Here is a 23272-nt window from a genome sequence, read left to right as displayed (position 1 = left end):
ATAGTTATGTAACAGTGTGATGGTATTGACCGAAGTTATCAGGACAGTTATTAGTGATATACAGGTTTGAATAATTCGGACTGCAAAAACGCTGATTTGCTGTTGTTTCACTGATATTTCATTCGTTTACCTGCAAGGCGCCATAGCTCTGTACCCTGGTTACTCCTCGTGAGCTGAGCGGTAAGCCAAATAACAATCTGGTAACGGTGATTAACAGCTGAAGGCAAATCCGGTAAAAGCAGTCTTAAGCATAAGGCGCTAAGGAGACCGTAAATGGCTGATACAAAGGCAAAACTCACCCTAAATGGTGATGATGCTATTGAACTGGATGTGCTAAAAGGCACGCTCGGTCAGGATGTTATTGATATCCGTACGCTGGGTTCCAAAGGAGTATTTACCTTTGACCCTGGATTTACCTCTACCGCATCTTGCGAATCCAAAATCACCTACATTGACGGTGACGAAGGTATCCTGCTCCATCGCGGCTTCCCCATCGATCAGTTAGCCACCGAATCCAACTATCTGGAAGTGTGCTACATCCTGCTGAACGGCGAAAAGCCGACGCAGGCGCAGTACGATGAATTCAAAACCACCGTAACCCGTCACACCATGATCCATGAGCAGATTACCCGTCTGTTCCATGCGTTCCGTCGTGACTCTCACCCAATGGCGGTGATGTGCGGGATTACCGGTGCGCTGGCGGCGTTCTACCACGACTCACTTGACGTGAATAACCCGCGTCACCGTGATATCGCGGCGTTCCGCCTGCTGTCCAAAATGCCGACCATGGCGGCGATGTGCTACAAATACTCCATCGGCCAGCCGTTTGTGTACCCACGTAACGACCTCTCCTACGCCGGCAACTTCCTGCGCATGATGTTCTCCACACCGTGCGAAGAGTATGAAGTGAATCCGGTGCTGGAACGTGCGATGGACCGTATTTTGATCCTGCACGCTGACCACGAGCAGAACGCCTCTACCTCTACTGTCCGTACCGCAGGCTCTTCAGGCGCGAACCCGTTCGCCTGTATCGCTGCGGGCATCGCCTCCCTGTGGGGACCGGCGCACGGCGGCGCGAACGAAGCGGCGCTGAAGATGCTGGAAGAGATCAGCACCGTTGAGCACATTCCAGAGTTCGTGCGTCGCGCGAAAGACAAGAATGACTCCTTCCGCCTGATGGGCTTCGGTCACCGTGTTTACAAAAACTACGACCCGCGCGCAACCGTTATGCGTGAGACCTGCCACGAAGTGCTGAAAGAGCTGGGCACCAAAGACGATCTGCTGGAAGTGGCGATGGAGCTGGAACACATCGCGCTGAACGACCCGTACTTCATCGAGAAGAAACTCTACCCGAACGTCGATTTCTACTCTGGCATTATTCTGAAAGCGATGGGCATTCCGTCTTCCATGTTCACCGTGATCTTCGCCATGGCGCGTACCGTGGGCTGGATTGCGCACTGGAACGAAATGCACAGCGAAGGCATGAAAATCGCCCGTCCTCGTCAGCTGTACACCGGCTACGAGCAGCGTGATTTTAAGTCTGACCTGAAGCGCTAAAAAACGTTGGGTGCGGCCTGATGCCCTCACCCCGGCCCTCTCCCACAGGGAGAGGGTGAAAACCTAAAAAACGGTAACCCTTGGGTTACCGTTTTACTTTTATTTCTGGCAGTGCGGGCACCAGTAAAAGGGTCTTGAAGAGAGCATCATCCTGTCAATAATCCCGCCGCACCGTTCACACTTTTTCCCCGCCCGATGAAACACTTTGAACCGGAATAACGCCCCGTGATGCTTGTTTTCATCTACGATGCCGCGCGTATTGTACGACAGCCGCGGGATGTCCAGCAGCGCGTGGGACAGCACCTCCAGCCGTTCATCGCTCAGCTGAGAGGCTTTGTGCTGCGGCGCCAGCCCGACTTCCCAGAGAATTTCCACCCGTAGGTAGTTGCCCAGCCCGGCCAGAAAGGACTGGTCAAGGAACAGGCCGGAAAACTGCCGGTTGCGGAACGTGGGCGATAACAGTCGGGCCTTCACATCGCTCGCCGTCAGGCGCATGTCCAGCACGTCCGGCCCGACGCGCTGTAAGAACGGATGCGTCAGCAGCTGCTCCGGCGTTAACATTTCGATATCAGAGGCGCTGTAGAGCAGGATCGCCTTATCCGCCGTTTGTAACCGGACGCGCAGCACGCGCGTCGTTTGCGGTTGCTCGTCCGCATCGACGACGCGCCACACACCGTAGAGCTGGTTATGGCTATATAACGTCAGGTTATGGGAAAAATGCGTGAGCAACGCTTTGCCGCGCGTTTCAATATGGGTCACCGTCTGTCCCACCAGCTCTGTTTCAAACGGCTTAAGTTGAGGAAAGGCAAACCAGACATCGGTCAGGGGTTTGCCCTTTATCGCCGCCTCCAGGCTATCCGCCGCGCGGCGGATCTCCGGACCTTCAGGCATGTCATTGTCCTTTTATAATCAATCTGCGCTGACGAGAATGCCCTCTTCAGAGAACGCCGCCCGCAGGCGTCGCGCAAACTGGAGCGCATGCTCCCCGTCGCCGTGTAAACACACCGTATCGGCCTGAACATTTGCGGATGTTCCATCCACGGCGGTCACCCGCCCGAAGCGCACCATCGCCAGCGTCTGCGCCAGCGCTTTATTTTCGTCAGTAATCAGCGCACCGGCCTGCGTGCGCGGCACCAGGCTGCCGTCCGGCATGTATCCCCGATCGGCAAAGACTTCCTGCCGCGTCGTCAGCCCCAGCCGTTCTCCGGCACGAATAAGCTCGCTACCCGCCAGGCCAACCAGAATCAGCTGCGGATTGCAGTCCCGCACCGCGCGGGAAATCGCCTCCGCCAGCGCCGGATCTTTCGCTGCCTGGTTATAGAGCATGCCGTGCGGTTTGACGTGACGCAGCACGCCATGCTCAGCGCGCGCTATCGCCTCCAGCGCGCCGATTTGGTAGAGCACCTGAGCGTAGACCGTCTCAGGGGGCAGATCCATCGCCGTACGGCCAAAGTTCTCCCGGTCCGGGAAGCTCGGGTGAGCGCCAATCGCCACGCCGTTTTTAATGGCATTACGCACGCTCTCCAGCATGGTTTGCGCATCGCCCGCGTGAAAACCGCAGGCGATATTGACCGAGGAGACCAGGGTCATCAGTTCCGCATCGGCGCTGCTGCCCTCCCCCAGATCGGCGTTTAAATCAATCTTTACCATCAAGCCTCCACGCCAGCTGTTCGAGATAGCGCTGCCGATCCTGCCGCGCCTTTAGCGCCTCCTCCAGCGTACACTGCACAAAATGTATCGGCTGACCGAGAGGGATTTGCGCCAGATGGTAGCGATCCGCTTCGATAATGCAGGCAATACGCGGATAGCCGCCGGTAGTTTGCGCGTCGTTCATCAGTACGATGGGCTGCCCGTTGCCCGGCACCTGAATCACCCCCGGCAGCAGCCCGTGGGAAAGCAGCTCCCGGTCAGTCGTGCGGGTCAGCGGCTGCCCCTGAAGCCGGTAACCCATACGGTTACTCTGCGGGCTGATTTTCCACGGCGAACGCCAGAAAGACTCTTTCGAGGCTTCATCAAACTCCTGATATTCTGGTCCCGGCAAGGCGCGGATCACGTTCCCCCACAACAGCTGCTTCACGCCCTGCGTGGTGGTGAAATGGCGCGCTGATGGCTTAATCGCAAGACGATCGCCGTCGCGCAGCAGCCGTCCTTCATGGCCGCCCATTCCCGCTTTCTGGTCGGTGCTGGACGACCCCAACACCTCCGGCACGTCGATGCCCCCCGCCACGGCAAGATAGCTGCGCACGCCGTGCAGAGGACGCTTAAGCGTCAGACGCTGCCCGGCTTTCGCCCGCAATCGCCAGCCGGTCCACACCGCTTTGCCGTCCAGCGTCGCGTCACAGCCCGCGCCGGTTAAGGCGAACCAGGTCTCCTCACCAAATTCAATAACGCACTGACCCAGCGTAATTTCTAACGCCGCCGTGCTGCCCGCGTTGCCTACCAGCAGGTTGGCAATCTCCAGCGAAGGACGATCGAGCGCACCGCAGTAGCTCACGCCGGACTGGCGCATGCCAAAGCGTCCGGCATCCTGAACGGAGGTATAAAGCCCCGCGCGAATAAGCGTTAACATACCCCCTCCTTCTGCGGGATAAAGCGCAGGGTATCACCCGGACGCAGGAGGATCGGTGCCTCCTGCCCCGGTTTAAATAGTGGCATAGAGGTGTGCCCGATAAGCTGCCAGCCGCCCGGTGAAGTAAGCGGATAAATTCCGGTTTGTTCACCGCCAATTGCCACCGTTCCTGCGGGTACGCTCAGGCGCGGCTCAGCCCGACGCGGGGTATGCAGCCGGGGAGATAATCCGCCCAGATACGGAAAGCCCGGCTGAAAACCCAGAAACCAGACGACGTAATCCACCGAGCTGTGCAGCTCCACAACCTGCTTTACTGTTAATCCACAGTGTTCGGCCACCACGCCCAGGTCAGGGCCACCTTTGCCGCCATAGACAACCGGGATCTCAATCGTCCGCGATTCTGGCTCCAGCGCCTCGCTCTCTTCCCACCAGCGCTGCAGACGCTCAATGGCATCCAGCGCCCCGGTGTGCGGATCGCGTAGCACCACGGTGATATTATTCATACCCGGAATAGCTTCAACCACGCCGGGTAGCTCGGGCAGCCGCTGAGCCAGGCGCCAGATACGCTTTTGCGTGGCAAGCGTCACGGGAGGCTCAAGCTCCAGAACTACCGCGGTTTCACCCAGAAGATAACAACGCGCTCGCTGCACTTAACTACCTCTCATCAGGCCGGATTAGGAATATCAATAAAGGTCACATCCAGATCGGTATTTTCCGTCAGCCACTCGCTGAGGGCGCGAATACCGCCGCGCTCGGTAGCGTGGTGGCCTGCCGCGTAAAAATGCAGCCCCTGCTCGCGGGCAGAGTGAACCGTCTGCTCGGAGACTTCGCCGGTAATAAACGCATCAACACCAAAGCGCGCGGCGCTGTCGATAAAGCCCTGGCCGCCGCCGGTACACCACGCCACGCGCTTCACGGTATCCGGCCCGGTATCTCCGCACCAAAGCGGACGACGCCCCAGCCGCGCTTCGATCCACGATGCCAGCTCCAGCCCCGGTACCGGCATCGACAGTTCGCCCCACGGCACCAGCGGCTCGATTTCACCCATCACGGTAATCCCTAACAACTGTGCCAGCTGGACGTTATTTCCCAGTTCAGGATGCGCATCCAGCGGCAGATGGTAACCGTACAGGTTGATATCATTCGACAGCAGCGTTTTGAGGCGGTTGCGCTTCATGCCGCGGATAATCGGCGATTCGTTTTTCCAGAAGTAACCGTGATGGACAATCACCGCGTCGGCTTCCTGACGCACCGCCTCATCCAGCAGCGCCTGGCTTGCCGTCACGCCGGTGATGATTTTCTGCACCGTTTCGCGCCCTTCGACCTGCAGGCCATTCGGGCCATAGTCGCTAAAGGAGGCGGTATTAAGTTTTTCGTTAATCAGGCGTTCCAGTTCACTGTTTTTCATCATCATTCTCTCAAACTTTTCGGGCGGCTTCGTACGCCGCCAGCGTGGCGACGCGCGCCTGTTTATGATCGACAATCGGGCGGGGATAACCGAGCTTTACGCCCTGTTTATCCGCCCATGCCCACGGGTCATGGATCGCTTTTTCAGGAACGTTCCTGAGCGCGGGCAACCAGCGGCGAATAAAGTCGCCGTTGGCATCAAATTTTTGCCCCTGAGTGGTCGGATTAAAAATCCTGAAATAGGGTGCCGCATCAGTGCCGGTAGAGGCCGCCCACTGCCAGCCACCGTTATTCGCGGCCAGATCGCCATCGATCAGCTGAGAAATAAAATAGCGCTCTCCGATTCGCCAGTCGATAAGCAGATCTTTCACCAGGAAGCTCGCGGTAATCATTCGCAGACGATTGTGCATCCACCCGGTTTCATTTAGCTGGCGCATAGCGGCGTCCACAATCGGATAGCCCGTCTCCCCTTTTTGCCAGGCCTGTAAAAGTGCCTCATCGTGCTGCCATTTTACGCTATTGGTCCACGGAATGAACGGACGATGCTTACAGAGATTGGGATGGTACGTCATCAGATGGCGGTAGAATTCACGCCAGATAAGTTCGTTCAGCCACACCGAGCCCGCACCACCGTCCAGCGCCTGCGGCTGTTCGGCCAGAAGACGATGCAAACACTGGCGAGGAGAGAGCACGCCCAGCGCCAGGCAGGCCGATAACCGGCTTGTCCCTTCAATTGCCGGGAAATCCCTGCGCGCGTCGTATTCTCCCGCGCCCTGCTTGCAAAACTGGCGCAGCTTCGCAATAGCGGCCTTCTCACTGGCAGGGAACAGAAGTTCATCAAATGCCCGCTGGGGATAGTTGAACGTTAATTCGGGGAGATCGGTTATAGCCTCTCCTCTGGCGGCGGGCGCGGGTACACACTCCGGCAGCGCCTCTTTCAGGCGCTTAACAAAAGCATTTTTAAACGGCGTAAACACTTTATACATTTCGTGACCGCCGGTCATAACGCTGCCCGGTGCCAGCATCACGCTGTCATCAAATCCCTCACATACCACCTCTCCCAGCATTTTCTCCAGCTGGCGGTCCCGCTGCTGTTCGTTCAGTTCGTACTGGTAGTTATAAAAAAGATGCGTGACGCCGTTCTGCTGGCATATCTCCTGCAGCATATGAAGCTGCGCGGTAAAATCGCTGACCTCTTTGTAGATCAGCGGAATGCCTTTCTCGGCAAGCGAGTGCTGCAGTTCGTTCAGGTGTGATTTGAGGTAAGCCGCCTGCCGTGGAGCCATATCATGCTGCTGCCACTGCTCAGGCGTGGCGATAAATAGCGCCAGTACGCTGGCGTCATCAGAGCGGCAGGCTGCCGCGAGAGCGATGTTGTCATGTACGCGCAAATCCGCGCGAAACCAAACCAGATGGGTGGGCATAAAACTCCAGGCTATTGTCCATTATGTCCATAAGGGCATGCCGTACAAGGAAAAAGCATGCATTGAACTACTTTGCCATGAAGTGTAGACGGGATGAAATAAAAAAGGCCGCCCGGGGCGGCCTTAACGCTACTTGTCCTGCGCTATCGTGGTTAAAGCGACAAACGCATTAGGTTCATCACTCTTTACAACGAGTACGCTGGCGACAATGAACGCGATGCATATATAGCGTTTCACTATGCGGTCCCTGCTGCTAACCGCTCCACCGTTCACCACCGGTGATAAATCGGTGGACACAAGCTCTGTGTGGAGCCTGACTTACGGTTGTTGTAACACCTCTCCCGGGACCGGTGCCCATTTGCGAGATGGCGGAAAGGGACGCAGCATGGTAAACATCACGTGAGCAAAACGTAACCCATTGAACCTGATATTAAGAATATATTTAGGATTGAGGCAGTTGCTTATTCAACCAGCAAACGTATGCTTATAAGCCTCTGTGTGAGAGCTTGAAAAAACCACCCAACGGACCGCGAATCCCGAGGGACAAAAAAACCGCCATATTGTTATTGGCGGTTTTTTTATGGCTACGCGTCAGCGTTGTATCAATAGAAATCGCAGGTCGCTTTCTCTGCCTGATCCATCCACACCGGCTTCTCGCTGGTTTTCGCCCAGACGCGGTGCAGATAGCTGTAAAAACGCGCGCGATCTTTCCAGAACAGCATCACCGGCAGGGCCAGCACGCCAGCCACTACGGCGAAAGTGCGACGCATGAACACTATATGAGCCGGATACTCTTTATAAAGATCCATATTTTTCTCCCCTGTAGTTGGCCGGAAACCTTCTCCGGAAAATGTGAAATCTGTGACCTGGATAAAATAATATCGCTTTGCGTGTAATTTTACTACTCATCCGACCACTTATTTTTATTCATTTAGCGAATATTTACATTCGCGCCGTAATTAAGTTACAAAAAAGTTAATGATTTACTTATCAATAGTTAAATTGTGGGATTTGCCATTTTTATACTTTTTTTACACCCACCCTTCTGATTTTTGCGAAATCTTTGCGCCATAAATCCTACCGTTAGCACAACAACAAAAGTCACCCGGAGGTGGATTGTGAGTGCAGGTCTTATTGCCGGCATCGTGCTGGTGTTCCTGTTATTGGGTTATCTGGTCTATGCCCTGATTAACGCGGAGGCATTCTGATGGCTGCTCAGGCGTTTTTGCTTATTGCCAGCTTCTTAGTGGTATTGTTCGTTTTGGCAAGACCACTGGGCTCGGGACTGGCGCGATTGATCAACAACGTCCCCCTGCCCGGCACGGGAAGCGTTGAAAAAGGGATCTGGCGCGTACTGGGGATAGTCGATCGGGAGATGAACTGGCGTGAATATCTGATCGCCATTCTGCTGCTGAATATCGTTGGACTCATTGCGCTTTTTGCCATGCTGATGCTGCAGGGCATCCTGCCGCTGAATCCGCAACAGTTACCGGGCCTGTCCTGGCACCTGGCGCTGAACACGGCGGTCAGTTTTGTCACTAACACCAACTGGCAGTCCTATGCCGGTGAAACCACGCTGAGCTATTTCAGCCAGATGGCTGGATTAACCGTGCAGAATTTCCTCTCTGCCGCCAGCGGTATCGCGGTAATTTTCGCGCTGACGCGCGCGTTTGCACGTCAGAAAATCGGTACCCTGGGTAACGCCTGGGTGGATCTGACGCGCATTACGCTGTGGATCCTGCTGCCGATTGCGCTGCTCATCGCGCTGTTCTTTATTCAGCAGGGCACCCTGCAAAACCTGCTGCCTTACGCCCCGTATACTTCGCTTGAAGGAGCAAAACAGATCCTGCCGATGGGACCAGTGGCGTCGCAGGAAGCCATCAAGATGCTCGGCACCAACGGCGGCGGCTTCTTCAACGCCAACTCGTCGCATCCGTTTGAAAACCCTACCGCCCTGACCAATTTTGTGCAGATGCTGGCGATCTTCCTGATCCCCGCCGCGCTCTGTTTCGCCTTTGGTGATGTGGTCAACGATCGCCGTCAGGGCCGCACTCTGCTCTGGACGATGTCGCTTATCTTTGTGGTCTGCGTAGCGCTGGTGATGTGGGCTGAATGGAGCGGCAACCCCCATTTCATGCAGCTGGGGGCTGACAACAATATCAACATGGAAGGTAAAGAGAGCCGCTTTGGCATTCTCGCCAGCAGCCTGTATGCGGTGGTCACCACGGCGGCCTCGTGCGGGGCGGTAAACGCCATGCATGACTCTTTCACCGCGCTGGGCGGCATGATCCCGATGTGGCTGATGCAGATTGGCGAAGTGGTGTTTGGCGGCGTGGGCTCCGGTCTTTACGGCATGCTGCTGTTCGTGCTGCTGGCGGTGTTTATTGCCGGTCTGATGATTGGCCGCACCCCGGAATACCTCGGTAAAAAAATCGACGTTCGCGAGATGAAATTAACCGCGCTGGCGATTCTGGTCACCCCGGCGCTTGTGCTGCTCGGCACCGCGCTGGCCCTGATGACCGAAGCAGGACGTAGCGGCATCTTTAACCCGGGCATTCACGGCTTTAGCGAAGTGCTGTATGCCGTCTCCTCGGCCGCCAACAACAACGGTAGCGCCTTTGCAGGCTTAAGCGCCAACTCTCCGTTCTGGAACTGTCTGCTGGCGTTCTGCATGTTCGTGGGCCGCTTCGGGATCATTGTGCCGGTTATGGCGATTGCCGGATCGCTGGTGAATAAAAAAATCCAACCGACCACCACCGGGACGTTACCGACCCACGGCGCGCTGTTTATCGGCCTGCTGACGGGCACCGTGTTGCTGGTCGGCGCCCTGACCTTTATCCCCGCCCTCGCGTTAGGCCCGGTCGCGGAAACTCTCTCTTTACGCTGATTTTGCGGAGTATTTGTCATGAGTCGTAAACAACTGGCCCTGCTCGAACCGACGTTAGTTCGTCAGGCGCTTATGGATGCGGTCAAAAAGCTGAGCCCGCGCGTGCAATGGCACAACCCGGTGATGTTTATCGTCTGGGCCGGCAGCGTCCTGACCACCGCACTGGCGATTGCCATGGGGACGGGTCACATGCCGGGAAACGCGATGTTCACCGGGGCCATCAGCCTGTGGCTGTGGTTTACCGTGCTATTCGCCAACTTTGCCGAAGCGCTGGCGGAAGGCCGGAGTAAAGCGCAGGCCAACAGCCTGAAAGGGGTGAAAAAAACGGCGTTTGCGCGGAAATTACGTGAACCAAAATACGGCGCGCAGATGGACCACGTTCCGGCGGATGAACTACGTAAAGGTGATGTGGTGCTGGTGGAAGCTGGCGACATCATCCCGTGCGACGGAGAAGTCATTGAAGGTGGCGCATCGGTAGATGAAAGCGCCATTACCGGGGAATCCGCACCTGTGATCCGTGAATCCGGCGGTGATTTTGCCTCCGTAACGGGTGGGACGCGCATTCTTTCCGACTGGCTGGTGATCCAGTGCAGCGTCAACCCGGGCGAAACCTTCCTCGACCGGATGATCGCCATGGTGGAAGGCGCTCAGCGCCGTAAAACACCGAACGAAATTGCCCTGACCATCCTGCTGATAGCTTTGACCATCGTCTTCCTGCTGGCAACCGCGACGCTGTGGCCATTTTCCGCCTATGGCGGCACTCCGGTCACCATCACCGTGCTGGTGGCGCTGCTGGTCTGCCTGATCCCCACCACCATCGGCGGCCTGCTGTCGGCCATCGGCGTGGCCGGCATGAGCCGTATGCTCGGTGCTAACGTTATCGCCACCAGCGGGCGCGCGGTTGAAGCCGCCGGTGACGTGGATGTCTTGCTGCTGGATAAAACCGGGACCATTACCCTCGGTAACCGCCAGGCGTCGGATTTCTTACCCGCCCCGGGCGTGGATGAAAAAACGCTGGCGGATGCGGCACAGCTCTCCTCGCTTGCCGATGAAACCCCGGAAGGCCGAAGCATTGTCGTTCTCGCCAAGCAGCGCTTTAACCTGCGCCAGCGCGACGTTCAGAGCCTGCATGCCACCTTCGTGCCGTTTACGGCGCAAACCCGAATGAGCGGGATTAACATTCAGGATCGCATGATCCGTAAAGGCTCTGTTGACGCCATCCGTCGCCACATTGAGGCCAACAATGGCCACTTCCCGCCTGAAGTGGACAACCTGGTCGAAAGCGTAGCCCGTCAGGGGGCCACGCCGCTGGTGGTGGCAGAAGGCGCGAACGTGCTGGGCGTAATTGCCCTGAAAGATATCGTCAAAGGCGGCATTAAAGAGCGCTTTGCCCAGCTGCGTAAAATGGGCATTAAAACGGTGATGATCACCGGGGATAACCGTCTTACCGCCGCGGCGATTGCCGCCGAAGCGGGCGTGGATGATTTCCTTTCCGAAGCCACGCCGGAAGCGAAACTGGCGTTGATTCGTCAGTATCAGGCGGAAGGTCGTCTGGTGGCGATGACGGGCGACGGTACCAACGATGCCCCAGCCCTGGCGCAGGCCGACGTGGCGGTGGCGATGAACTCCGGTACCCAGGCGGCAAAAGAGGCGGGCAACATGGTCGACCTCGACTCTAACCCGACCAAGCTGATTGAGGTGGTGCACATCGGCAAACAGATGCTGATGACGCGCGGTTCGCTGACCACCTTCAGTATCGCCAACGACGTGGCGAAGTATTTTGCCATTATCCCGGCGGCCTTTGCGGCCACCTATCCGCAGCTCAATGCGCTGAACGTGATGCACCTGCACTCTCCGGCATCGGCCATTCTGAGCGCGGTGATTTTCAACGCCCTGATCATTGTCTTTCTTATTCCGCTGGCGCTGAAGGGCGTGAGCTATAAGCCGCTGACCGCCGCCGCCATGCTGCGCCGCAACCTGTGGATTTACGGCCTGGGCGGGCTGGTAGTGCCTTTCATCGGTATCAAGGCTATCGACCTGCTGTTGACCCTGTTCGGGCTGGTTTAAAAGGTGAATCAAATGACGATGTTACGCCCCGCTATACTTTTGTTTATTCTGCTGTCTCTCATTACCGGCGGGCTGTACCCGCTGGTAACCACCGCGCTGGGCCAGTGGTGGTTTAAGGATCAGGCCAACGGCTCGCTGATTATACAAAACGGCGAAAACCGCGGTTCACGCCTGATTGGTCAGAACTTTACGGATGCTCGCTACTTCCAGGGACGCCCTTCCGCCACTGCCGAAAGCCCGTATAATCCGATGGCATCCGGCGGCAGTAACCTGGCGGGCAGCAACCCGGAGCTGGACAAAGCCGTCGCTGAACGCGTGGCAACCCTGCGTGCCGCCAATCCTCAGGCCAGCCGCGAGGTGCCCGTAGAGCTGGTGACCGCCTCGGCCAGCGGGCTGGACTACAGCCTGACGCCGGCAGCGGTGGCCTGGCAGATCCCGCGCGTCGCCGCCGCCCGTCAGTTGACCGTCGAACAGGTGAGCAAGCTGGTGGCAGAGCACACGCAAAAGCCGCTGGTCAGCTTCATCGGCATGCCCGTGGTAAATATTGTTGAGCTGAATCTGGCGCTGGACGCGCTAAGGAAAAACTAAATGACCGACGAGCCCATGCGCCCGGATCCGGACAGGCTGCTTGAACAGACGGCTGAAGCCCATCGCGGCAAACTGAAAATTTTCTTTGGCGCCTGCGCGGGCGTCGGGAAAACCTTCGCCATGCTGACGGAAGCCCAGCGGCTTCGGGCGCAGGGGCTCGATATTCTGATCGGCGTGGTCGAAACCCACGGACGCAAAGAGACGGCGTCGCTGCTGAAGGGGCTGGCTACCCAGCCGCCCCGCCGCATCAGCCACCGTGGTCGTTTAGTTACGGAGTTTGATATTGATGCCGCTCTCGCCCGCCGTCCCGCCCTTATCCTGATGGACGAACTGGCGCATAGCAATGCGCCAGGCTCACGCCATCCCAAACGCTGGCAGGATGTTGAAGAGCTGCTCGAGGCCGGCATTGATGTGTTCACAACGGTTAACGTTCAGCATCTTGAAAGCCTGAACGACGTAGTCAGCGGCGTGACCGGCATTCAGGTGCGCGAGACGGTGCCCGACCCGTTCTTTGATTCTGCCGATGAGGTGGTACTGGTTGACCTGCCTCCTGACGATTTGCGCCAGCGCCTGCACGAAGGCAAGGTTTATATTGCCGGCCAGGCCGAGCGCGCCATCGAACATTTCTTCCGCAAAGGTAACCTGATTGCCCTGCGCGAGCTGGCCCTGCGTCGTACTGCCGATCGCGTTGACGATCAGATGCGCGCCTGGCGTGACCTGCAAGGACAGGAGCGCGTCTGGCACACGCGGGATGCTATTCTGCTGTGCGTGGGCCACGGCAGCGGCAATGAAAAACTGGTCCGCACCGCTGCGCGCCTGGCGGCCAAATTTGGCAGCGTCTGGCATGCGGTGTATGTCGAAACGCCGCAGCTGCACGCTCTGCCCGAAAACCAGCGCCGCGCGATCCTGAGCTCGCTGCGCCTGGCGCAGGAGCTGGGTGCCGAAACCGCTACCCTTTCCGATCCGCAGGAAGATAAAGCCATTCTGCGCTACGCGCGCGAGCATAACCTGGGGAAAATTGTCATTGGCCGCCGCCAGCATCGCCGCTGGTTTAGCCGCGAATCCTTTGCCGACAAACTGGCCCGCCGCGCGCCGGATCTGGACCTGGTGATCGTGGCGCTGGATGATAAACCTGCTCCCCTCCCCAGCCGCGCGCCGGACAGCCGGGCCTTCAGCGAGAAATGGCGCATTCAGCTCCGCGGCTGTTTTGTCGCCGTCGTGCTCTGCGCCCTGATCACTATAATCGCCAGCAAATGGCTGATTGCCTTCGACGCGGCCAACCTGGTGATGATCTACCTGCTGGGCGTGGTAGTGGTGGCGCTCTTTTACGGACGCTGGCCGTCGGTACTGGCGACGGTTATTAACGTCATCAGCTTCGATCTGTTCTTTATTGCCCCACGCGGAACGCTCGCCGTCTCGGACGTACAGTACATCCTCACCTTCGCCGTGATGCTTACCGTCGGGCTGGTGATAGGGAACTTAACGGCTGGCGTGCGCTACCAGGCGCGTATCGCCCGCTATCGCGAACAGCGCACGCGGCATCTTTATGAGATGTCGAAATCGCTGGCGGTAGGCCGCACGCCGCTGGATATTGTGCAGACCAGCGAGCAGTTTATTCGCTCGACCTTTCATGCCAGCAACCTGATTTTACTCCCGGACGATCACGGCAAGCTGCGCCCGCTGACGTCGGCCTCGGGCATGACGCCCTGGGACGAAGCCATCGCCCGCTGGAGCTTTGATAAAGGGCTACCGGCGGGTGCAGGAACCGACACCCTGCCCGGCGTGCCCTATCAAATTCTGCCCCTGCGCAGCGCCGATAAAAACCTGGGGCTGGTTATCGTGGAGCCCTCTAATCTGCGCCAGCTGATGATCCCCGAACAGCAGCGACTGCTGGAGACCTTTACGCTGCTGGTTGCCAGCGCGCTGGAACGGCTGGCCCTCACCGCCAGCGAAGAGCAGGCCCGGCTGGCAAGCGAGCGCGAAAGCATTCGTAACTCGCTGCTGGCGGCGCTATCACACGACCTGCGCACACCTCTTACCGTCCTGTTTGGCCAGTCGGAAATCCTGACGCTGGACCTGGCAGCGGAAGGTTCAAAACACGCCATGCAGGCCAGCGAAATCCGTCAGCACGTGCTCAATACCACGCGTCTGGTGAATAACCTGCTCGATATGGCGCGGATCCAGTCAGGCGGTTTTAACCTCAAAAAAGAGTGGCTTACGCTTGAAGAGGTGGTGGGCAGCGCGCTGAAAATGCTCGAACCCGGCCTCGGTGGGCGGCATATTGCGCTGAACATGCCCGAGCCCCTGACGTTAATTCACGTCGACGGTCCGCTGTTTGAACGAGTGTTAATTAATCTGCTGGAAAACGCCGGCAAATATGCGGGTCCCAGCGCCCGGATTGGTGTGGATGCGACGGTGGACGACGACACGCTTCGTCTTGACGTCTGGGATACCGGGCCGGGCATTCCTGCCGGACAGGAGATGGCTATTTTCGAAAAATTCGCACGCGGCAATAAGGAGTCTGCCATCCCGGGCGTGGGGCTGGGGCTGGCGATTTGTCAGGCAATAATTGATGTTCATGGCGGAACCATTTTCGCGGAGAATCGTCCGGAAGGCGGCGCGCGTTTTTGTGTTACACTTCCTCTGGAAACCCCGCCGGAACTGAATGAATTACCAGAGGATTTGTGATCAACGTTCTGATTGTTGAAGATGAGATCGCCATTAGCCGGTTTCTGCGCGCAGCGCTGGAAGGCGATGGTCTGCGCGTTCATGATGCGGGTACGCTTCAGCGGGGGTTAATTGAAGCCGCAACCCGCAAGCCGGACCTGGTGATCCTCGATCTTGGCCTGCCGGACGGTGACGGCATCGATTTTATCCGCGAGGTACGTCAGTGGAGCCAGATGCCGATTCTGGTGCTCTCCGCCCGTACTGAAGAGACGGATAAAATCGCCGCGCTGGATGCCGGGGCGGACGACTATCTGATAAAACCTTTTGGTATCGGCGAGCTACAGGCTCGCCTGCGCGTGGCCCTGCGCCGCCACAGCGCAACCACGCCTGCTGACCCAACCTACACGTTTGGGGATATCCGGGTTGATCTGGCCGCGCGGCGTATTGTGCGCGGTGAAGAAGAAATCCATCTCACGCCAATCGAGTTTCGCCTGCTCGCCGTGCTGCTTAATAATCACGGCAAGGTTCTTACCCAGCGCCAGCTGTTAAGTCAGGTGTGGGGACCCAACGCGGTGGAGCATAGTCACTATTTACGCATATATATGGGACATCTTCGCCAGAAACTTGAAGTTGACCCCGCGCGCCCCCGTCATTTATTAACTGAAACCGGTATCGGTTATCGGTTTATGCTTTGAATAACTATTCAATTTATTTTTAAATAAAAACGAAACCTCTCAGAAAATATTTCACAAATATCCCAACCGTTATTTTTTTGATTATTTACGCTCGCATCAAACATTCACAACACAATCTATTAACGTGACACTAACAATTCAGAATTTTGATCTGCATTATTCATCAAAAACGACTAATTATTTCTGAAATGATCGGTTAATGGTGATCTGCTTCACGGTTAATCGCCTTTGCCTGGATAAAATGACCATGCTTTCAATTACTGAAAGGAAAATGAAACATGGAAAACAACAATCGCTTAATGCCCCATATAAGGCGGACAACGCATATTATGATGTTTGCCCACCGAAACTGCTTTGACTTTCATCTCTTTAATGCCCGGTAGTCCTTCGACTTCTGGCGCACTCGCTTACAGGTTATCCTGAAACACCTTAACTTACAGGCAATTGCCTGTGAACTCGTGCGCTCATTCATCTTGATTCAGACTAATCCGCACCGGGCGAACTGAATTTCAATCATCAAAAAAGCAATTCACTGATTTTAATCAGCGGCTACCCATTGCTTTTTTTCCGGAAAATTATCGATTTCTTTCTTGCAAGAAATCGAGGGACGCTTATTACCTAAAATAAAGAGAGAAAGATGAAAAATTTAAAAATCGCAGCCAGCCGTGCATGTCCGGACTGCTTTACTACCCAGCGTGAAGTGGTGGATGTCCGCGCTTCTGATTATATTGATGTTGCAGCCATTGTTCTGGCGGTCACGGATATTGCCAGCGGTATCCTGGAAGAAATAGAAGCTACCGGTTTTGGCATTCCCGTATTTGTGGCGACGCACAAAGAAGAGATCATCCCGACAGATTATTTATCGCGCATTCACGGCGTATTTGAGCATTCAGACACCAGCAAAGACTTTTATGGACGCCAGCTGGAAGCGGCCGCGCAGAAGTATGAAACCCAGCTGCGCCCGCCGTTTTTCCGCGCCCTTGTCGACTACGTGAAGCAGGGCAACAGCGCGTTTGACTGCCCGGGGCATCAGGGCGGGCAGTTTTTCCGCCGTCATCCTGCCGGCAATCAGTTTGTCGATTTCTTTGGCGAGACGTTGTTCCGCTCCGATCTGTGCAACGCCGACGTGGCGATGGGGGATCTGCTGATCCACGAAGGCGCACCGTGCATTGCCCAGCAGCATGCGGCAAAAGTCTTTAACGCCGATAAGACCTACTTCGTGCTGAATGGCACCTCGTCGTCCAACAAAGTGGTGCTTAACGCCCTGCTCACCCCAGGCGATCTGGTGCTGTTCGACCGTAATAACCACAAGTCTAACCACCACGGTGCCCTCCTCCAGGCTGGCGCAACGCCGGTCTATCTGGAAACCGCGCGCAACCCGTACGGCTTTATCGGCGGCATTGACGCGCACTGCTTTGAGGAGAGCTACCTGCGTGAACGGGTGGCAGAGGTGGCGCCTGGCCGTGCACGCGATGCGCGTCCGTTCCGTCTGGCGGTGATCCAGCTGGGCACCTACGATGGCACCATCTACAACGCCCGTCAGGTGGTAGATAAGATTGGGCACCTGTGTGATTACATCCTGTTTGACTCGGCCTGGGTGGGTTACGAGCAGTTTATTCCGATGATGGCCGACTGCTCGCCGCTGCTGCTGGAGCTGAACGAGAACGATCCGGGGATCCTGGTCACCCAGTCCGTGCATAAACAGCAGGCTGGCTTCTCGCAGACCTCGCAAATTCACAAGAAGGACAGCCACATCAAAGGCCAGCAGCGCTATGTTCCACATAAGCGGCTCAACAATGCCTTTATGATGCACGCCTCCACCAGCCCGTTTTATCCGCTGTTTGCCGCGCTGGACATTAACGCCCGCATGCATGAGGGGCAAAGCGGCCTCAACATGTGGATGGACTGCGTGGTGACGGGCATTGAGGCGCGCAAGCTGATCCTGGAGAACTGCCGATTTATTCGTCCATTTGTGCCCGAGACGGTGGATGGCCGCGCGTGGGAAAGCTGGGACACGGCAGAGATTGCAACCGATCTGCGCTTCTTCCATTTCGTACCGGGTGAACGCTGGCACGCCTTTGAAGGCTACGCTGAGCATCAGTATTTTATCGACCCGTGCAAGCTGCTGCTGACCACGCCGGGCATTAACACCCGCACCGGGGAGTATGACGACTTCGGTGTGCCCGCCACCATTCTCGCCAACTTCCTGCGTGAAAACGGCATCGTGCCGGAAAAATGCGATCTCAACTCGATCCTGTTCCTGCTCACCCCTGCGGAGGACATGGGCAAGCTGCAGCAGCTGGTCGCCCAGCTGGTGCGCTTCGAAAAACTGCTTGAGAGCGATGTGCCGCTGAAAGACGTCCTGCCCTCCCTCTACAAACAGCATCCGGAACGTTACGCGGGTTACACCCTGCGCCAGATCTGCCAGGAGATGCACGACCTGTACGCCCGTCACAACGTGAAGCAGCTGCAAAAAGAGATGTTCCGCAAGTCTCACTTCCCGCGGGTGATGATGAACCCGCAGGACGCGAACTACGCCTACCTGCGCGGAGAAGTGGAGCTGGTCTCCCTGCGCGACGCGGAAGGCCGCATCGCCGCCGAAGGCGCTCTCCCTTACCCACCGGGGGTACTGTGCGTGGTTCCAGGGGAAGTCTGGGGCGGTTCCGTGCTGCGCTACTTTGCCGCGCTGGAAGAAGGCATCAACCTGCTGCCGGGCTTCGCACCGGAGCTGCAGGGCGTGTACGTCGAGGAGTGTGACGGTCGCAAACAGGTTCGCTGCTACGTCATCAAACAATCCGCTGCTCAGCCATCGCTGCTGAAAGGAGAAAAATTATGAGCAAGTCCAATAAGATGGGCGTGGTGCAGCTGACTATCCTCACCATGGTTAACATGATGGGCTCCGGGATTATCATGCTGCCCACCAAGCTTGCCGAAGTGGGGACCATCTCTATCATCTCCTGGCTGGTGACGGCTGTCGGCTCGATGGCGCTGGCGTGGGCGTTTGCCAAGTGCGGGATGTTCAGCCGCAAGTCAGGCGGCATGGGCGGCTATGCCGAGTACGCCTTCGGCAAGTCCGGCAACTTTATGGCGAACTATACCTATGGGGTGTCGCTGCTGATCGCCAACGTGGCGATTGCCATCTCCGCCGTGGGCTACGGTACGGAGCTGTTTGGCGCGACGCTCAGCCCGGTGCAAATTGGGCTGGCGACGATCGGCGTGCTGTGGATCTGTACCGTCGCCAACTTTGGCGGCGCGCGCATCACCGGACAGCTCAGCAGCATTACCGTCTGGGGCGTGATCATCCCGGTGGTCGGTCTGTGCATCATCGGCTGGTTCTGGTTTAGCCCGACGCTGTACGCCAACTCCTGGAACCCGCACCATGTGCCGTTCTTCACCGCCGTGGGCTCGTCTATCGCCATGACGCTCTGGGCTTTCCTGGGCCTGGAATCCGCCTGCGCAAATGCGGAAGTGGTGGAAAACCCGGAGAAGAACGTGCCGATTGCGGTTCTCGGCGGGACGCTGGGCGCGGCGGTGATCTATATCGTTTCAACCAACGTGATAGCGGGGATCGTGCCAAACATGGATCTGGCTAACTCCACGGCACCGTTCGGACTGGCCTTTGCGCAGATGTTCACCCCGGAAGTCGGGAAAGTGATCATGGGGTTGATGGTGATGTCCTGCTGCGGATCGCTGCTTGGCTGGCAGTTCACCATTGCACAGGTTTTTAAATCTTCGGCAGATGAAGGATATTTCCCGAAAATCTTCTCCCGCGTGACCAAAGCCGATGCGCCGGTGCAGGGGATGCTGGCAATTGTCATCTTCCAGAGCGGATTATCGCTAATGACCATCAGCCCGTCGCTGAACAGCCAGTTCAACGTGCTGGTCAACCTGGCGGTGGTGACGAACATCATCCCGTATATTCTGTCGATGGCGGCGCTGGCGATCATTCAGAAGGTGGCGAAGGTGGATCCGCACAAAGCGCGAGTAGCGAATATCGTGGCGCTGGTTGGGGCGATATACAGCTTCTATGCGCTCTACTCGTCCGGCCAGGAGGCGATGCTGTACGGGGCGATAGTGACCTTCATGGGCTGGACGCTGTACGGTCTGGTGTCGCCGAGATTTGAATTGAAGAACAAACATAGCTAAAAAAAAGCCCGGTGGCGCTAACGCTTACCGGGCCTACGATCGCTGTTGTATGCCGGGCAAACGCAGTGCCGCCCGGCATACAAACCGCAGTTATGCGTTTTTCAGCACTTCGCTGACAATCTCTACCGCTTCTTTCTCAATCTGCTGGCGATGCTCAGCGCCGAGGAAGCTTTCGCAATAGATCTTGTACGCATCTTCCGTACCGGACGGACGCGCGGCGAACCAGCCATTTTCGGTCATCACTTTCAGGCCGCCGATAGACGCACCGTTACCGGGTGCCGCCGTCAGACGCGCGGTGATCGGATCGCCTGCCAGGGTGCTTGCGCTGACCATCTCCGGAGAGAGTTTGGACAAAGCCGCTTTTTGCGCAGAGGTCGCGCCAGCCTGAATACGGTTATAGCTTGGTGCACCAAAGCGTGCAGCCAGCTCGTTGTAGTGTTCCTGCGGATTCTTGCCGGTAACCGCGGTAATCTCCGCCGCCAGCAGGCACATGATGATGCCGTCTTTATCGGTTGACCACGGGGTGCCGTCGAAACGCAGGAAGGACGCGCCTGCGCTCTCTTCGCCGCCGAAGCCAAAGCTGCCGTCGTGCAGACCGTCAACGAACCACTTGAAGCCTACCGGCACTTCCACCAGCTTGCGGCCCAGCGCGTCCACCACGCGGTCGATCATCGCAGAAGAGACCAGCGTTTTACCGACAGCCACCTCTTTGCCCCACTGCGGACGGTGCTGGAACAGGTAGTTGATCGCAACAGCCAGATAGTGGTTCGGATTCATCAGCCCGGCAGGGGTGACGATGCCGTGACGGTCATAGTCCGGGTCGTTAGCAAACGCCAGGTCGAATTTATCGCGCAGCGCCAGCAGGCCCGCCATCGCGCATTCGGAGGAGCAGTCCATACGGATCGCGCCGTCTTTGTCCAGGTGCATAAAGCGGAAGGTCTGATCGACGTGATCGTTCACGATGGTCAGATCCAGCTTGTAGTGCTCGGCGATGCGCTTCCAGTACTCAATACCGGAGCCGCCCAGCGGATCCACGCCCAGCTTCAGGCCAGCTTTCTGAATCGCCGCCATATCGACGATATCCGCCAGCCCTTCCACAAACGGCTGAACCAGATCCTGCTCTTTCACGTGGCCGGAGGCCATCGCCTCATCAAGAGAAATACGTTTAACGCCTTTCAGACCGTCGGCCAGCAGCGCGTTTGCACGATCTTCCACCACTTTGGTGACGTTAGTGTCAGCCGGGCCGCCGTTAGGCGGGTTGTATTTGATACCACCGTCTTCCGGCGGGTTGTGGGATGGCGTGATGACGATACCGTCAGCCTGCGCGCCACCTTTTTTGTTGTGCACAAGGATCGCGTTTGATACCGCCGGTGTTGGAGTAAACCCATTGTTCTCCTGAACAATCACGTCCACACCGTTCGCCGCCAGCACTTCCAGCACGGAAATAAACGCCGGTTCAGACAGCGCATGGGTATCTTTGCCCACGTAGCACGGACCGGTAACGCCGTTTTTAGCGCGCTCTTCCGCAATGGCCTGAGCAATGGCCAGAATGTGCGGTTCGTTAAAGCTGTGGCGCGCCGCGCTGCCGCGGTGACCAGATGTACCAAACTTCACTGCGTGTTCTGCGTTGCCCACGACCGGTTTCAGCACGTAATACTGCGCGGTCAGCTGAGCGACGTTAATCAAATCGCTTTGTTGTGCAGGTTGGCCTGCACGGCTGTGATTTGCCATTACCGGGTCCTTATGATGCAAGGGTTAAATTGTACCGCAAACCTTTTCAATCAATTCCGCCGGGAACTGCATGGACTGCATGATGTGTTCAATCATGCTGCACTTGCGGCCCGTATTGGTATTGGTGATCACCCAGTACGGAGTGCCAGGGACATGTTTAGGTTTGGTTTGATTGCCATTTTGCAGCAGCGTCTGCTCGTCGCCCGCGAAATAGACGCGGGTACGGCCGTGCAGCGACTCGGTCGCTTCAGCAAACGCTTTGTTATCCAGGGAGTAAAGTGTAGACAGCACCAGCATAAAACGGTTAACCGCCTTTTTCTGCTCCGCATATTCGTCGGAGAGCAGCAGTTCGCGCATCGCGCGCACTTTATCTTTTACCGGCGTCACGGCAGGTTTTGCTTGTGCAGCAACGCTCGGCTGAGACACGACATCTTTGGTAACTGGGGTGGCAGGCTGTGAAGCGGCGGAAATTTTAAGCATGCGCCGTAAAATGTCGGACGCGCTCTCCCCGATATGCCGCGTCTGGCTGGCAATATACTGATAGAGTTCGTCATCAACTTCGATTGTTTTCATCTTAATCCAGTGCGATATCTTATCTGAATACAAGTCATTGGGATTATAAGGTCAAATCCCAACAGCGGATAGCGTCAAACCAGGTTGGCGGCAAAAGTCAGATTAAACTGGAACCTTGCAGCCGGGCGGCAGAATGGTCAACATGATACCCTAACCTGACATACGTAAAAAAAGAACTTTGCCATGAAATTGAATACCCGAGCGCAAACTGCACAATCGCCGAACAATAATTCCCCCATCGTGCTGGTTCATGGACTTTTTGGCAGCCTGGATAACCTGGGCGTGCTGGCCCGCGATTTGGTTACCGATCACGATATTTTACAGGTCGATATGCGCAACCACGGGCTTTCCGGCCGCTCAGACGAGATGACCTATGCGGCAATGGCGCACGATCTGCTGGATACGCTGGACGCGCACAACCTGCAGAAGGTGACCCTCATCGGGCATTCAATGGGCGGTAAAGCGGTTATGGCGCTCACCGCGCTGGCGCCAGAGCGAATTTCCGGGCTTGTCGTGATTGACGTTGCGCCTGTGGATTACGACGTTCGCCGTCACGATGAGATTTTCGCGGCGATCAATGCCGTAACCGAAGCTGGCGTTTCCACTCGTCAGCAGGCTGCAGCGGTTATGCGTGAGCATCTTGATGAAGAAGGCGTGGTGCAGTTCCTTTTGAAGTCGTTTGTTGACGGGCAGTGGCGTTTTAACGTGCCGGTGCTGTGGGACCAGTACAACAATATCGTGGGCTGGGAAACCGTTCCCGCCTGGCCGCATCCTGCCCTCTTTATTCGCGGCGGTAACTCTCCTTATATTACCGACGCGTACCGCGACACGCTGCTGGCACAATTCCCGCAGGCGCGCGCCCACGTCATTGCCGGTGCCGGACACTGGGTGCATGCGGAAAAACCGGATGCTGTACTGCGCGCCATTCGCCGCTATCTCGCTGATACTGCAAATTGATTAA

Annotated in this window: 20 protein-coding genes; 11 read left to right on the top strand and 9 right to left on the bottom strand. The window is 56.9% G+C overall.

Translation table 11 applies throughout. The annotated features are described in order from the left end of the window. Positions 1 to 273 precede the first annotated feature (273 nt). Positions 274 to 1557, top strand: coding sequence for a citrate synthase (locus IM265_RS03995; RefSeq protein ID WP_028012378.1), 1284 nt, complete (start codon positions 274 to 276; stop codon positions 1555 to 1557). Between the two features lie 99 nt (positions 1558 to 1656). Here IM265_RS03995 and nei read toward each other — a convergent pair whose 3' ends face one another. The 7 genes from nei to IM265_RS03960 form a co-directional block, all read right to left on the bottom strand. Further along, positions 1657 to 2448 carry an endonuclease VIII gene (gene nei, locus IM265_RS03990; RefSeq protein WP_048959990.1) on the bottom strand — a complete coding sequence of 264 codons (792 nt, stop codon included), beginning with the start codon at positions 2446 to 2448 and terminating at the stop codon, positions 1657 to 1659. Between the two features lie 18 nt (positions 2449 to 2466). Further along, positions 2467 to 3207: a 5-oxoprolinase subunit PxpA gene (gene pxpA / locus IM265_RS03985; RefSeq protein WP_088205145.1), complete on the bottom strand. Its 741-nt coding sequence runs from the start codon at positions 3205 to 3207 to the stop codon at positions 2467 to 2469. Beyond that, positions 3194 to 4126: a 5-oxoprolinase subunit PxpC gene (gene pxpC / locus IM265_RS03980; protein ID WP_028012375.1), complete on the bottom strand. Its 933-nt coding sequence runs from the start codon at positions 4124 to 4126 to the stop codon at positions 3194 to 3196. The genes pxpA and pxpC overlap by 14 nt, the downstream gene beginning before the upstream one ends. Then, positions 4120 to 4776 carry a 5-oxoprolinase subunit PxpB gene (gene pxpB, locus IM265_RS03975; RefSeq protein ID WP_088205146.1) on the bottom strand — a complete coding sequence of 219 codons (657 nt, stop codon included), beginning with the start codon at positions 4774 to 4776 and terminating at the stop codon, positions 4120 to 4122. The genes pxpC and pxpB overlap by 7 nt, the downstream gene beginning before the upstream one ends. A 14-nt stretch (positions 4777 to 4790) precedes the next feature. Beyond that, entirely contained in the window at positions 4791 to 5534 is a 744-nt protein-coding gene (locus IM265_RS03970; RefSeq protein WP_028012373.1) for a type 2 GTP cyclohydrolase I, read from the bottom strand. 10 nt (positions 5535 to 5544) lie between these two features. Beyond that, positions 5545 to 6957: a deoxyribodipyrimidine photo-lyase gene (gene phrB / locus IM265_RS03965; protein ID WP_193031734.1), complete on the bottom strand. Its 1413-nt coding sequence runs from the start codon at positions 6955 to 6957 to the stop codon at positions 5545 to 5547. A gap of 602 nt (positions 6958 to 7559) precedes the next feature. After that, positions 7560 to 7766, bottom strand: coding sequence for a YbfA family protein (locus tag IM265_RS03960; protein ID WP_014069366.1), 207 nt, complete (start codon positions 7764 to 7766; stop codon positions 7560 to 7562). A gap of 309 nt (positions 7767 to 8075) precedes the next feature. Between IM265_RS03960 and kdpF the strand changes: the two genes are divergently transcribed. The 9 genes from kdpF (at position 8076) to potE (ending at position 20007) form a co-directional block, all read left to right on the top strand. Then, a complete protein-coding gene (gene kdpF / locus IM265_RS03955; protein WP_014069365.1) occupies positions 8076 to 8165 on the top strand; it encodes a K(+)-transporting ATPase subunit F in 90 nt (29 codons plus the stop codon). Further along, positions 8165 to 9844, top strand: coding sequence for a potassium-transporting ATPase subunit KdpA (kdpA, locus tag IM265_RS03950; RefSeq protein WP_193031736.1), 1680 nt, complete (start codon positions 8165 to 8167; stop codon positions 9842 to 9844). The genes kdpF and kdpA overlap by 1 nt, the downstream gene beginning before the upstream one ends. Positions 9845 to 9862: 18 nt before the next feature. Then, the gene (gene kdpB, locus IM265_RS03945; RefSeq protein ID WP_193031738.1) at positions 9863 to 11911 is read left to right on the top strand and encodes a potassium-transporting ATPase subunit KdpB; all 2049 of its coding nucleotides are present in this window, start codon (positions 9863 to 9865) and stop codon (positions 11909 to 11911) included. Between the two features lie 12 nt (positions 11912 to 11923). After that, entirely contained in the window at positions 11924 to 12499 is a 576-nt protein-coding gene (gene kdpC / locus IM265_RS03940) for a potassium-transporting ATPase subunit KdpC (protein WP_045261086.1), read from the top strand. Continuing rightward, positions 12500 to 15187 (top strand): two-component system sensor histidine kinase KdpD, encoded by a 2688-nt coding sequence (gene kdpD / locus IM265_RS03935; protein ID WP_193031740.1) that lies wholly within the window; start codon positions 12500 to 12502, stop codon positions 15185 to 15187. It begins immediately after the preceding gene. Then, a complete protein-coding gene (kdpE, locus tag IM265_RS03930; RefSeq protein WP_008501074.1) occupies positions 15184 to 15861 on the top strand; it encodes a two-component system response regulator KdpE in 678 nt (225 codons plus the stop codon). The genes kdpD and kdpE overlap by 4 nt, the downstream gene beginning before the upstream one ends. Positions 15862 to 16139: 278 nt before the next feature. Next, positions 16140 to 16244 (top strand): leader peptide SpeFL, encoded by a 105-nt coding sequence (gene speFL, locus IM265_RS03925; protein ID WP_003858645.1) that lies wholly within the window; start codon positions 16140 to 16142, stop codon positions 16242 to 16244. Between the two features lie 254 nt (positions 16245 to 16498). Continuing rightward, complete coding sequence (speF, locus tag IM265_RS03920; RefSeq protein ID WP_193031742.1) at positions 16499 to 18697, top strand: ornithine decarboxylase SpeF; 2199 nt, start codon at positions 16499 to 16501, stop codon at positions 18695 to 18697. After that, a complete protein-coding gene (gene potE, locus IM265_RS03915; protein ID WP_045630860.1) occupies positions 18694 to 20007 on the top strand; it encodes a putrescine-ornithine antiporter in 1314 nt (437 codons plus the stop codon). The genes speF and potE overlap by 4 nt, the downstream gene beginning before the upstream one ends. 90 nt (positions 20008 to 20097) lie before the next feature. Here potE and pgm read toward each other — a convergent pair whose 3' ends face one another. Further along, complete coding sequence (gene pgm, locus IM265_RS03910; RefSeq protein WP_028012364.1) at positions 20098 to 21738, bottom strand: phosphoglucomutase (alpha-D-glucose-1,6-bisphosphate-dependent); 1641 nt, start codon at positions 21736 to 21738, stop codon at positions 20098 to 20100. 24 nt (positions 21739 to 21762) lie between these two features. Next, positions 21763 to 22311 carry a replication initiation negative regulator SeqA gene (gene seqA, locus IM265_RS03905; protein WP_028012363.1) on the bottom strand — a complete coding sequence of 183 codons (549 nt, stop codon included), beginning with the start codon at positions 22309 to 22311 and terminating at the stop codon, positions 21763 to 21765. 183 nt (positions 22312 to 22494) lie between these two features. Here seqA and ybfF point away from each other — a divergent pair, with 183 nt between their 5' ends. Further along, the gene (ybfF, locus tag IM265_RS03900; RefSeq protein ID WP_193031744.1) at positions 22495 to 23268 is read left to right on the top strand and encodes an esterase; all 774 of its coding nucleotides are present in this window, start codon (positions 22495 to 22497) and stop codon (positions 23266 to 23268) included. Positions 23269 to 23272 lie beyond the last annotated feature (4 nt).

This window comes from Enterobacter cloacae complex sp. P17RS (genome assembly GCF_014895885.1).
GTDB lineage: Bacteria > Pseudomonadota > Gammaproteobacteria > Enterobacterales > Enterobacteriaceae > Enterobacter > Enterobacter bugandensis.
Note: the sequence above shows the minus strand (reverse complement) of the source record. Positions and strands in the feature narration are given on the sequence as shown.